The 12,442-nt window shown below is 48.8% G+C and carries 12 protein-coding genes; 7 read left to right on the top strand and 5 right to left on the bottom strand.

Going from position 1 to position 12,442, the window contains the following annotated elements; genetic code table 11:
* Window positions 1-69: 69 nt before the first annotated feature.
* Window positions 70-492, bottom strand: coding sequence for a DUF3859 domain-containing protein (locus tag ACSF8W_RS00280; protein WP_500844101.1), 423 nt, complete (start codon window positions 490-492; stop codon window positions 70-72).
* Window positions 493-680: 188 nt separating this feature from the next.
* The gene (locus ACSF8W_RS00275; RefSeq protein WP_500844100.1) at window positions 681-860 is read right to left on the bottom strand and encodes a hypothetical protein; all 180 of its coding nucleotides are present in this window, start codon (window positions 858-860) and stop codon (window positions 681-683) included.
* An 82-nt stretch (window positions 861-942) separates the two neighbouring features.
* Here ACSF8W_RS00275 and ACSF8W_RS00270 point away from each other — a divergent pair, with 82 nt between their 5' ends.
* A complete protein-coding gene (locus ACSF8W_RS00270) occupies window positions 943-1,395 on the top strand; it encodes an AraC family transcriptional regulator (protein WP_500844099.1) in 453 nt (150 codons plus the stop codon).
* A 98-nt stretch (window positions 1,396-1,493) separates the two neighbouring features.
* Here ACSF8W_RS00270 and ACSF8W_RS00265 read toward each other — a convergent pair whose 3' ends face one another.
* Window positions 1,494-2,876: an MATE family efflux transporter gene (locus tag ACSF8W_RS00265; protein WP_500844098.1), complete on the bottom strand. Its 1,383-nt coding sequence runs from the start codon at window positions 2,874-2,876 to the stop codon at window positions 1,494-1,496.
* A 94-nt stretch (window positions 2,877-2,970) separates the two neighbouring features.
* On the opposite strand from ACSF8W_RS00265, the gene ACSF8W_RS00260 reads away from it, so the two are divergent.
* Window positions 2,971-3,870, top strand: coding sequence for an AraC family transcriptional regulator (locus ACSF8W_RS00260; protein WP_500844096.1), 900 nt, complete (start codon window positions 2,971-2,973; stop codon window positions 3,868-3,870).
* 42 nt (window positions 3,871-3,912) lie between these two features.
* On the opposite strand, the gene ACSF8W_RS00255 is transcribed toward ACSF8W_RS00260, so the two are convergent.
* Window positions 3,913-4,683 (bottom strand): AraC family transcriptional regulator, encoded by a 771-nt coding sequence (locus ACSF8W_RS00255; RefSeq protein WP_500844095.1) that lies wholly within the window; start codon window positions 4,681-4,683, stop codon window positions 3,913-3,915.
* Between the two features lie 102 nt (window positions 4,684-4,785).
* On the opposite strand from ACSF8W_RS00255, the gene ACSF8W_RS00250 reads away from it, so the two are divergent.
* The gene (locus ACSF8W_RS00250; protein WP_500844094.1) at window positions 4,786-5,973 is read left to right on the top strand and encodes a multidrug effflux MFS transporter; all 1,188 of its coding nucleotides are present in this window, start codon (window positions 4,786-4,788) and stop codon (window positions 5,971-5,973) included.
* 66 nt (window positions 5,974-6,039) lie between these two features.
* Here the strand turns inward: ACSF8W_RS00250 and ACSF8W_RS00245 are convergent, their stop codons facing one another.
* Window positions 6,040-6,390, bottom strand: a complete 351-nt coding sequence (locus tag ACSF8W_RS00245) for a hypothetical protein (RefSeq protein ID WP_500844092.1) — start codon at window positions 6,388-6,390, stop codon at window positions 6,040-6,042.
* A 633-nt stretch (window positions 6,391-7,023) separates the two neighbouring features.
* Here ACSF8W_RS00245 and ACSF8W_RS00240 point away from each other — a divergent pair.
* The 4 genes from ACSF8W_RS00240 (at window position 7,024) to phrB (ending at window position 12,380) form a co-directional block, all read left to right on the top strand.
* Window positions 7,024-8,934, top strand: coding sequence for an alpha-amylase family glycosyl hydrolase (locus ACSF8W_RS00240; RefSeq protein WP_500844957.1), 1,911 nt, complete (start codon window positions 7,024-7,026; stop codon window positions 8,932-8,934).
* A 168-nt stretch (window positions 8,935-9,102) separates the two neighbouring features.
* Window positions 9,103-10,050, top strand: a complete 948-nt coding sequence (locus tag ACSF8W_RS00235; protein ID WP_428477955.1) for a YbgA family protein — start codon at window positions 9,103-9,105, stop codon at window positions 10,048-10,050.
* Window positions 10,040-10,885 (top strand): MerR family transcriptional regulator, encoded by an 846-nt coding sequence (locus tag ACSF8W_RS00230; protein ID WP_428477954.1) that lies wholly within the window; start codon window positions 10,040-10,042, stop codon window positions 10,883-10,885. Before ACSF8W_RS00235 ends, ACSF8W_RS00230 begins: the two co-directional genes overlap by 11 nt.
* Window positions 10,872-12,380 (top strand): deoxyribodipyrimidine photo-lyase, encoded by a 1,509-nt coding sequence (gene phrB, locus ACSF8W_RS00225; RefSeq protein ID WP_500844090.1) that lies wholly within the window; start codon window positions 10,872-10,874, stop codon window positions 12,378-12,380. Before ACSF8W_RS00230 ends, phrB begins: the two co-directional genes overlap by 14 nt.
* Window positions 12,381-12,442: the final 62 nt, after the last annotated feature.

Here is a 12,442-nt window from a genome sequence, read left to right as displayed (position 1 = left end):
GAATAGACATGCCCAAGTGCGATTGCGTACTTGGGCATTTTTATATGGTCGAAGTGAAGTAATGAAGCACTAGAAGCCGCGTCGCTTCCAAAAATCCCCTTCGTTTCTTTCGTAGACGGTGAAGGTTTTCTCCGCAATCACTTTGCCGTGCATTTCTAGCGTCATGCGCCAGTCCCCGACTTTGTCACTGATCGGCGCCCAGATGGTATCACCCAGATAGAAATCCCAATCATTCGTGCGAACGTGGATCTCACCGTCAAACGGTGTCTGCTCATTACCGCTGTCATCCAAAATGCCGGGATGGTAGATGCAATAGCGGATCTTTTCGCCGCGGGCATTTTTGATATTAACCGTGAAGCCAAATTCAATATCGATCTCGGCCGGAATATCCGTGGTGAAGGTTTGAATTTTCGGTAAGTGTTTAGATTGAGCATCCCACGTGGAGTGAATGCCATAGGTGTCCATACTGACGACAGGTTTTGATTTAGCCATGGGGTATGCGTGATATGAGTGAATAAATAAGGCATAGAGTATATCACGTCACAACGTGATAGCTAAAAGAGGCCGAGGGCTGTGTGTTGTCGATAAGTGCCGAATAATCAGCACTTAAAGAAAGACGAGGTATGAAAATTTAAGCACGCCTTGGCGTTTGTTGCTGGTGGTCTGTGCTTTTATTGCACTTAGTCACCGTCGCCATCGTTATGGCTGTCGTTGCCACTCATGTCATCATCCGCGGGACTCCCTTTGGCATATTTGGCGCCTGCATCGTCATCAACAGGGGATGCCTCTTGGGCTTGATCGACCAAGTTATCCGCCGTGTCGTTTTTTCCATTGAACATGTTCTTAAGCCATTCAAACATAGTCTACCCTTAGTGACAGTGTCACCGTGTATTGTGAAGGTACGATTTAATTGTAGTGGTTGAAGTGTAGTTAGGTATCTTGATGAAGAGTGAAGTGATTACAGAAAAGACGTTGGCGTACGTGAGAGTAACCGGCCCTTACGGCGAAAACTATGAATCGGCGCTGGATAATCTGTATCAGTGGGCAGGTGAGCGCGGCTTACAAAATGGTCAGTGTCTGTTTATTTATCATGACGATCCGGATTTTGTCCCTGCGCAGCAATGCACGACTGATTTGTGTTTGACTGTGCCGAGTGACACGACCGCGGAGGGGGATATTCATTTACAGTCACTACCCGCGGGCAAGTATTGGGTCATGCGAAAGATTGTTAAACATAAAAGTGAGTATAAAACGCTTTGGGGATCGTTGAAAAAAACAGTGAAGGAATTGGGCTTACAAGTGGATAACCGTCCCTGTTTTGAGCTGTATCATAGCTATGATGTGGATACACACATGGGCGATGTTGGGTTTTATCTGGCGGTGAAAGACACATAGCGGGTTGTCGGGAAAGAAAAACAGGCCACCTGATATTATCAAGTCGCCTGTTGGTGTGTTTTTCAGTTTGTTGTGTCTACGTGATATCGCTTATTCGATCAAATAGCGGGTTGTGCCTGAACAGTCAGGTTATTCAGCCAGCGCTGCTTGAGGTAGCGATTAAAGCACAGTGACAATTTCACCACTTCTTCCACGAGCATCGCCAAGTACACCATGCCAAAGCTCCATTCACCGATAAACGCCCCATAGGCGGTGACAGGAATACCAATTAGCCACATTGCAATGAAATCCATACGCAGGCAGAACAGGTTTTCACCGCCGGTACGCAAAATACCGTTAATGATGATCATGTTGAGCATACGCAAGCTGATCCCCACACACATAACCAGCATCGCCGGTTGTGCATACGGCAGGTATTCCGTGGTGTCTAAATTTAGCCACGCCAACACGTAAGTGTGGTTAATGTACAAGCAGAATCCCACGCCAATACCAATGATCAGGACAAACTTGATGAAGAACTTGGTCATTGCCTGAGCCGTATCAAACTCATCACGCCCCAAAGACTGGCCAATCAACACAGAGCAAGCCACCGAAATACCCATGAAAATAGCATAAAGCAAGGATTCAAATGGCCCAATCATGCTGTAAACGGCCAGTTCTGTCGTGCCCATGTGACCAAAAATGATCTGGTAGGTCAGGGTGCCCAACGCCCATAACAGTGCATTCAGCGAATGTGGGATCGCCAGTTTACGGTAAGTCATCCATAGCGTTTGGTGACGTGGAATCGCACGGCTGGTCAACAACCAGTGTTGACGGTACACCAATACACCCCACATCAGTAGAACCTGTGAAAATCGCGCAATGGTGGTAGCCAGTGCTGCACCAGCGACACCCATTGCAGGAATTCCCCAGCCACCTTTGATCAACAAAAAGTTCAGCGAAATATTAATCGCGATAGTAATGGCACCCAAAATCAAAGGCAGCATTGCATCGCCGCTTGAACGCAGGCTAGATTCGGTTGTAATAATGACGTGGGTCAAGATTAGTACCGGGAAACTGTACCAAAGGTATTGCGCACCTTGTTCAATAACCTGAAAATCATTAGTTTGCAGTTGCATGATTTGTGGTGCAAAAAAGGTGATAGCAAACGTCACGGGTACCATAATGATGGCACCGAATTTCATGGCTTGTAAGGTCACTGTTTTCGCATGCACCTTGTCATTTTTGCCCCAGTATTGGGAGACAAGTACGCCATTCGCCGATGCCAGGCCCGCCATGATCATGATAGCGACGAAATGCCATTTAGAGGCGATACCGACAGAGGCCGTGGCTGCTTGGCCAAAATCGCTTACCATCAATACATCGGCGAGCGCCAAAATGGCAACCAATGCACTTTGAATGGCAACGGGAAAAGCCAATTTTGCCACGCGGGAAAATAGCCCGATAGGCAGTGCGGTTTGTGTGTTACGTGGTGTGGTCATGATTACCTACAGATCAGAACAATGTGCAGAAAAAGGGATAGAAACGCTTACTGATTTAATGCGGCAACTATAACGAAGCAGGGAATGAAGCGACATGTTAGAAAAACCAGAAAACCTGTGCGGATCTGTCACTGTGGGTTTGGCGCTTCCGGCACAACGAACCCAATGGCAGGAAGTGGTTTATCTTGCTGAGGCGTGTAAAGAACGCTTTCTCACACAATCGGATTTGCCAGAGCTGGTGGATAATGAATTTTTCATGGCGGGACTGGCTGATTTGTCAGAAGGGTATGAGATTGAACGGGTACAAACCTTTCATCATACTCTGCTGTTTACCTTGGAAGGCATGGGAAAATTGACGACCCCCGAACGGGAGTATTCTCTGACGCCGAATACGTTAACCGTATTGCCAGTCGGCAAACCGTTCCGATTTGAACTTAAAGATGCCGATAAAAGTTGGAAGATGGCATGGGTGTTATTGCAGCCAAGTGAAAAATGGCAACCCCTAGCAGCCAATGGTCAGCGGGTCGAACAATCACGGGTGTGCGAGCAAGTGTGGTCGGTGATGAACCTGCTACACAGTGAAGTGGGCGGGCGGTCGAGTTACCGTAAACTATTTGCCAGTGAACTGTCGCGGTTGCTGCTGGGGTCAGCAACGCTGGCACCGTCTAACTCGGCGCTGCGGGTGCAAAGCATCTTCAATGACATTGAATCTCAGCTGCATTTAAACTGGACCGTAAAAGGCATTGCGAAGCAGTGCTATTTAAGTACGGAACAGTTGAATCGAATTACCAAGCAGCTTTACCAATGTTCGACACAGCAAAAATTGATCGAATTACGCATGGAAAAAGCGGTCGATTTGCTGCATTACCGTGAATGGACGGTCGGCATGGTGGCGTTGCGATTGGGCTACCAAGACCCGTTTAATTTTACTCATCGTTTTCGTCAATATCACGGGTGTTCGCCCCGCGAGTACCGTAAGCGTTTATTTGGTTAAAGAAACGTTGGCATCCGATTGTTTTCACGTTGGATGCCAACATTATTTGCCATGGATAAAGCTTCGTGGTGTCTGTCCGGTGTGTTGTTTAAAGAACGCAATGAACGCACTGTCAGAAGAAAATGCCAGGCAATGGGCGACCTCACCAACCGGTTTATTTTGCGATAGCAATTCGATGCTTTTGAGCAATCGCCACTGCTGTCGCCAGTCTTGATATGACATCCCCGTTTCTGTTTTAAACTGTCGTGTGACAGTTTTTGTGCTCGCCCCGACAGAATTCGCCAACGTGGTGATCGGCGGCGGAAGAAATGCCTCGTTACGCTGTTGCTCGCGAAACGTGTGAAAACGTTTGCTGGTAGGTAACGGCAACTGAAAAGTCTGACGTTGCGCCGCATCGAATTCTTCCCAGAATAGCGCCACGGTTTTTATCATGGTTTCTTTCGGCTTATTCCACGGCCACATCGCCATTTTGTTGATCAAGGCTTTCAGCAGATCATCCACCTCAATCATTGTCAGTGTGTCGGGACAGGTGAAATCCGCACAGTCAACATACAGTGAGCGGTAGGCCACCACGTTGGTCATTTTTGCGCGATGTGGCGTATGGGGTGGGATCCACACAGCCTTTGTCGGCGGCAAGAGGCAAATCGCATCCGTTAACTCAAAGTGCATACACCCTTGTGGCGCATACAGCAGTTGGCCTTTGTTGTGTTGGTGAATGCCAGAGTCATGTTGGCCAACATCGGCGGCGATTCCCACCACATAGGCAGAAATGGCGTCGGCATCGAAGGGGGTATGTGCATTAATCAGAGCCATTTGTCCGAATCTTGATGTTTTTGGTTTTAATGTTGTTAATGGGTAAAGCATAACGCCCCCTATACTGCACGCCAAGCTTATTCATGAAGAAACGAGGACACAATGAAGCGAATGCCTTCTTTATGGTTGATGGTCGTCATACTGATGTTTCCGCAAATTGTCGAGACGATTTACAGCCCGGCATTAGGCAGCCTTGCCCACACTTTTGCCGTCAGTGATGCCCAAGCGGCACAAACCCTGTCGGTGTATTTTTTTGCCTTTGCTCTCGGTGTGGTGGTGTGGGGCGTTGCCGCGGATAAATGGGGACGCCGGCCGACCATGCTGCTAGGGCTGTTGATTTACGGCTGTGCCGCGGGGCTGGCGATGTACACGGACAGTTTTGCGATTATTCTGCTGGCCCGTGCTACGAGTGCTTTTGGTATCGCTGTGGGATCGGTGGTTACTCAAACCATGTTGCGTGATGTGTTTGAGGGCAAAGCTTTAGGGAAAGTCTTTAGCCTGATGGGGATGGGCATTGCGATCAGCCCTGTGCTCGGTATGTTACTGGGGGGGCAGTTGGCGCAAGCGGGCGGGTACCGCTATGTCTTCGCGGCACTTCTGGTAATGGCTGTGATCTTGTTGCTGTATAACGTCGTTATGTTGCCTGAAACACAGACGCAGAGACAGCGGTCTGCACAGACGATGGGGCTCTGGGGATTAGGCCTGAAAATGCTCCGTGATCGCCATATTTGGCAATCTGCATGGTTAGTTGCTCTGTATAACATAGCCTTGTTTGCCTACTACCAATTAGGCCCTTTTGTGTTTACCCATTTGGGGCTGAATGTAGAGCAATTTGGCTATAGTGGGTTTATTTTGGGCGGCGGTACGTTTGCAGGCAGTCAACTCAATAGGATGTTACTGTCTAGGCATGTGCCACAACAGGGATTACTGCGTATTTCTGCGGCCTTATTAATGATCGGTGCCGCAGGGGTGTACGCTGTGGGTGAGGCGGTGTTAATGGGCTGTATGCCTGTGTTCTTAATCCCCATGGTATGTGTTGTTGCTGCATTTGGTATGGCGATCCCGAATGTATTGAGCCAAGCCTTGGTGGCGTATAAGCAGCAAGCGGGCAGTGCGGGGGCGATATTGGGTTTGATGTATTACGTGTTAATTGGTGTTGGATTAACCTTAGCAGGCAGCGTACAAGCGTTAGGGAGTGTACTTATCGTTTGTGCTGTGATCACATTGGGTGTGACCTTCTTATCTTGCCATGTTAACCGAGCTGAGCAAGCGCAATCCCGTATTGGCTAATTGTCTAAAGAAAAGCCGGTCACGTTTAACGCGACCGGCTTTTTCTCGCACTGGCTTACGACGGGCTTATTGACGCTTAGGCTGTTGGTAAGTGCGGCCAGCGGTTTGATACACGTCTTTTTGCTTCATATCAAACATTGATGAGAAGAACCAAGCGACAAATTTGATCACATCGTCACCGACATTCATGATCCACTCGACGTATTCTTCTTGTTCGCCGTTGTCGTTTTCTTCCATCGAAACATGGTAGATACGTTGTTCGCCGTCAATTTCAGCAAGGTTAAACTGACCTGTTAGTGATTCAGCCGCTTCTACGACATCTGCATCTTCACACGCTTTTAGTGCATTTAGCACTTCAGGCATGGTTTGCATTTCACACAGTGTTTTCACCAGCGCTTCAAATTGATCATGTTGCATTTCATTTACCTCAAAAATACCCATTGGTATGAACAGTTATTGTACCAGCGGAAAGAACCGCTGAAGCAGGATTCTTTCAAATAAATAGGCCAGTTGTTGGTTTATTGCACGCTTATTGCGCATTCATGGGGAGGGCAATTAATCCCAGAAAGAAGCCCGCTGTTCTTCACGTATACAGAAATTGTCAAAATTGCTCGCGATATCGCAAACATACCTGTTGGTTATCCGCTTAAAGAAAAAGCATGAAATACATAACAGTATGTTGCGGCTATCATTGCTAGCAACGGCGATAACACAGGGTTAAGTCGCATTTTGTAGGTGGAGTAAGGGCGCGAAATAACCGCGATCAGCAAATGACATCGATATTGTTTACTACGCCAGCCTCTACGCCCCCTGTCTACGCCTAGCCGCCGCGAAGGGAGGAGGGTTTGCATGTGTAGGCCGTATGAATAATGGCGGTATCCCCACTATTCAGAGAACCTTATCGTGAAACGGAATCTACGTTCGTATATTGCATTGGCCATCGCCGCATCGTTAACGGCTTGCAGCCAAACAGACCAAGCACCAAGCAATGCCACTTCCAACCCGACAAGCACCAGCGTGAGCAGTGACCGTTACGCCTGTGATAGCCAAATGACAGCGAAGACAGACGATTTGCGTATCTATCAGATCATGGTGGAAAGCTTTGTTGATGGCGATAAAGCGGTGGGCCATGGTACGGGTTATGGCATGAGCCATCACAGTGGTGATCTGCAAGGGATCATTGATTCGTTGGACTACATTCAGTCGCTGGGTGTGAATGCGATTTGGTTGACGCCGATTTTTGAATCTATTCCGGTTGAAGGCCAAGCGCACTGGGCAGATCGCTTGGATGCGACAGGTTATTTTGCCAGTGACTATTTCAAGATCGATCCACGTTTTGGCACGCTAGAACAAGCCCGCGAATTGGTCGAGCAAGCACATGCTAAAGGCCTGTATGTGTTCTTTGATGGGGTGTTTGGTCATCACAAAGGCAACGTGGTTCCATCACCGCAAGGGCATTTGCCTGTGGGTGAAAATAATCCGGTGAGCTACCCAGAAAGTCTTGCATTCTATGAAGAAGTGGCGAGTTACTGGGTGAAAGAGTTGAAGATTGATGGTTGGCGTCTGGATCAAGCCTATCAAGTCCCGACGGATGCGTGGAAAACGATCCGTCAGCGTGTGGATGAAGCCTCTCAGTCGGTGACCTATGTGAATGATAAAGGGGAAACGGTACACCCGCTGGGCTACATGGTGGCGGAAATTTGGAATAACGAACAGTACATCACAGAAACAGGTTACGGACCAGAAGGTGATCCAGCACTGTGTTCAGCGTTTGATTTCCCGGTGCGTTTTCGTGTGGTTGAAACCTTTGCGGTCAACGAAAGCGGTGTGAGTCGTAAAGGCGGTGAGTGGCTGAACGACGGTATGGCGCTACATAGCCAGTATCCAGAGCATGCCAAGCCGAACTTGATGCTGGGCAACCATGATGTTGTGCGTTTTGGGGACCTATTACAACGCGGCGGTATTGCTTCACCTGAGCAAGCGGAATATTGGCAACGGCATAAGGCAGCCCTGTCATTCCAAGCCGCGTATACCGGCCCCATTACCTTGTATTACGGGGAGGAAATCGGTGATCAAGTGGACGGTTTTGCCCAAAAAATCAAAGAAGATTGTGCTATTGATGGATTGTGTGATGACCATGTCGCCCGTACCAGTGCCAATATTGATGGCGTGACGGCGTCACTAACAGAAGGACAAGCTGACCTGAAACACTACGTGTCGTCACTGATGGCATTGCGCGCGCAGCACCCCGCATTATCAAAAGGGGTGCGTACCAATGTGATGGCGACAGAAAGCGTGTATGTGGATCACAAGCAAGCCGATGATGAAGCGCTACTGTACATGGTGAGTACCACGGACAACGCAGCGACGATCACGCTTGATGCTAACGCTATTGGATCGCAAGGCAACCTCCGTGATCTGCTAACGGGTGACGTATTCACGTTACATAACGGTGACTACACGATTCCATTAGCGGGTTTTGCTCCTCGCTTCCTCAGCATTGAAACGCCAACGGATGCGGGTGTTGCGCAGCAGTCTGTGGCATCCGTGTCGCTGGTGGGCGAAGGGGTCATGGCACAATGTGATAACCCGACCGTTGAAGGCAGTGGCCCTGTTGGCGAGATATTGTATGTGGTGGGTGATTTTGCGGATGCAGGTTGGAAACAGAAACCGCATAGAGCTTATCAGTACAAAGGGAGCATCGACGGAAACTACGTGTATCAGGTTGTTGTTGATGAAAAAGCCGGTGCATTTAAGATGCAGTACGCCAGCAAAGATTGGAATCCACAGTATACCGCAGAGGGGATGGCGCTGAAGGCGGGCGTGACTGAGGCGCTCATCGCGGGCGGTTACGGTAAAGATACCGCCGTAACCTTACCGCAAGCGGGTCAATACGTGTGGAGCTTAACCTTTAGTGAGCGTGGAGAACCTAAGCAAATCATGGTGTCAAAATGCAACTAGGGCAATATCACTGATTCGTTGTTTATGTAATCAAAAGTAAAGGGGATGTTGCGCTCCCTTTTTTCATTTGTGAGAGGGTTGTACATAAAAAACTTTTGTACAAAGTGATCGAATACACTACCTTGGTTGTACAAGAAGCATGTTTTGTACAACATGTAGGGAGGCAGTATGACGATCAATGTGGGTATCAGTGCATGTGTGTTAGGTGACAAAGTACGGTTTGATGGCGGACATAAGCAAAACCGTTTTGTGGTCGATGAATTATCGCAATATATGACATTCAAACCCGTGTGCCCTGAAGTGGGGATTGGCATGCCTGTACCGCGGCCTGCTATTCGCTTGCTACAATTGCCAACCGGTGAAGAGCGTCTTGTCGATAGCAAACAAAACGATATTGACTATACAGACAAGATGGCGACCTTCGCGAAACAAAAGATCAGCCAGTTTGATGGGCTGTGTGGGTATGTGGTGTGTGCAAAATCACCCACCTGTGGCATGGAGCGGGTGAAACTGCACCTTGCTAACAACAATACGGTCCCTGGCGGTGCGGTTGGGGTGTACACCAAAGCCCTCATGGCCAACATGCCGTGGCTACCCGTGGAAGAAGATGGCCGATTGAATGATCCGGTTCTGCGTGAAAACTTCGTTTTCCGTGTCTTTGCGTTAAATGACTTCTACACCAGCGTTCGAGATAACTTGTCGGTGGATGCCTTTGTGAAATTCCACTCGCGCTACAAGCTTGTACTTATGGCGCATTCTCCGAAAGCCTACAAAAGTATGGGCCCGTTAGTGGCCAACATCAAAGAGTGGGATCTTGACGCATTTTATATCCTCTATCGCCAACAATTTATGGATGCGATCAAAGAGCGCGCCAGCCGCAAAAATAAAACCAATGTGCTGATGCATCTGCAAGGCTACTTCAAGCGTTCGTTAACCAAAGAGCAGAAGCAAGAATTAGCGAGTCTGATCATGAGCTATAAAGAAGGCCACCAGCCATTGCTCGTCCCACTGGCTCTGATCAAGCATTACATCCGTGAATATCCCGATCCGTATTTACAAATCCAAACCTTTATTGACCCGTATCCAGAGGAGTTAAAACTGCGCTATGGACTGTGAAGAAGACACAGCGATGGGCCATTATGCGATCAAAGACGTGTCGGAAATGACAGGGGTCAACGCTGTGACGTTACGTGCATGGCAGCGTCGCTATGGCTTATTAAACCCCATGCGAACGGAAAAAGGCCATCGCTTATACAGCCAAGATGATATCGATACGATTAATGACATTTTGGGCTGGCTAGAAAAAGGGGTAGCGATTGGCAAGGTACGTCCGTTATTGGACGGCCATTCACCCATGTCGATAACGCCGGTCACCGGTACGGTTAGCGACAGCCAAAAAGCGGCGGATCAATTACTGATCGCTCTGAATGACTTGGATGCCATCGCGCTGGATAAACGGCTGAATCAGCTGATGAAGGAATATCCGGTTGAATTGTTTGAAAAGCAAATTGCGTCTGCGGTGGACAGTGCGGTGAATCACTCTGATAACCCGTTAGCCAATATCCAGGCCGCCATGTGGCGCAGTGTGCTCAGTGAGCGGTGTTTAACGTTAGTTGCGGGAAATCGGAAGCGGAACAAAAAGACCGGCATGTTGCTCAGCTTTGACCCCATTCCAAGTTATCGCGTGTGGTTAAAAGCCTATGCATTGGCGAATGATAGTTACAACGTCACTATCCTGACGTCGATGAGTGGCAAGTTAACCGCGCTCATGGCATTGATAAAATGTTGGGATAACAAAGAGATATTTTTAGACGGCGATAACAAGCTTGATCGTTCAGTGATAGCACAACTTCAGCCATTTTATACTGAGCTTAATTGTACCATCACGTTATCTGGCAGCATTGCTTCAATTCACGCAGACATACGGGAGGGGCAGGATGAACCGACATAAACGCCGAGGATTAATGTGGTTTCGTGCCGATTTACGCACCATCGACAATACTGCGTTATCCACGGCATGTACTCGGAGTGACGAATTGCAGGCCATTTTCATTGCGACACCCATGCAGTGGCACGAGCATCACGTTGCACCAATACAAATTGATTTTATTCGCCGTCGATTAACTGTTTTGCGAGAACAATTAGCAACGTTGGGCGTCCCCTTGACGGTGTTAGAAGTGGATGACTATGCGTCGGTTCCGGATGCGTTGCTCGCGTTTGTCAACCAACACCGCATTAATCACGTGTATTGCAACAAGCAATATGAATGGAATGAAAGCCAGCGTGATCACCGTGTGGGTCAAATCCTGCTTAACAACAAAATCCTTTTCAGCGTCTTGGATGATCAATGCGTCATTGCCCCCGGTGATGTACTCACGCAAAAAGGCGACCCATATAAAGTGTTCACCCCGTTTCGCCGAGAGTGGCTCAAGGTCTTTCGTCAAACCGATGCAGCGCCATTGGCGCCCATTTCATCCTTGCCTGAGATCCAAACTGAGGCTGAGAGTGCGGCCGAGACAGCGACGACATCCACGTTGTCAGATCTCACTCAACCGATCACATTCACTTATCCAGCCGTGGATAGCATGGCCTGGCCGGTGGATGAAGAAGCGATTCGTCAGCGGTTAGTGATGTTCTGTGAAGACAAGGTGCAAGCATACCATAAAGACAGAGATACCCCCGCTGTGGACGGTACCAGTCGACTGTCGCCGTATTTAGCGACGGGTATGTTATCGCCCCGCCAATGTATTGCAGCGCTGATGCCCTTATTCCCGGATGGGGTACAGGAAGACAAAAGTGGCCCCTTCACCTGGTTGAACGAAATTATCTGGCGCGAGTTTTACCGGCACTTGCTGGTGGCGTTTCCTGCGTTAAGCCGTAACCAGTCATTTCAACCGTGGAGCACGTTACTGCCTTGGCAGACCGATGAGCAACTGTTGGCCGCATGGCAACAAGGACGAACCGGTTTTCCCATTGTTGATGCCGCCATGCGCCAGTTGCTGCACACGGGGTGGATGCATAACCGCTTGCGCATGATCACAGCCAGTTTCCTGACTAAAGATCTATTGATCCACTGGCAAGCGGGTGAACAATGGTTCAGTCGCCATTTGATTGATGGGGATTTAGCGTCGAATAACGGCGGGTGGCAGTGGGCAGCCTCAACAGGGACAGATGCACAACCGTATTTCCGCGTGTTTAATCCCACCACACAAGGTGAAAGGTTTGATCCAAAAGGAGAATTTATTCGTACCTGGGTGCATGAATTGCAAGACGTGCCGGATAAATACATTCATCAGCCGCATGCTTGGCCTGATGCTGCTAACGGGTTAACGATGCTGGATTATCCCTTGCCGATTGTTGATCACAAACACGCCCGGTTGCGGGCCATTGACTTGTTTAAAACAGCCAAAGACATGCACCAAGAGCTTAATGAAGCGACGAAATAAGACCGACATTCAGGTGCGAATCTAGGCAGGCCTCATCGCGACGGCGTTAACAGAAGGAAGAA

Source organism: Photobacterium sp. 270122K (genome assembly GCF_059941365.1).
The sequence above is the reverse complement of the archived record's forward strand: the minus strand, read 5'-3'. Positions and strand labels throughout refer to the sequence as shown.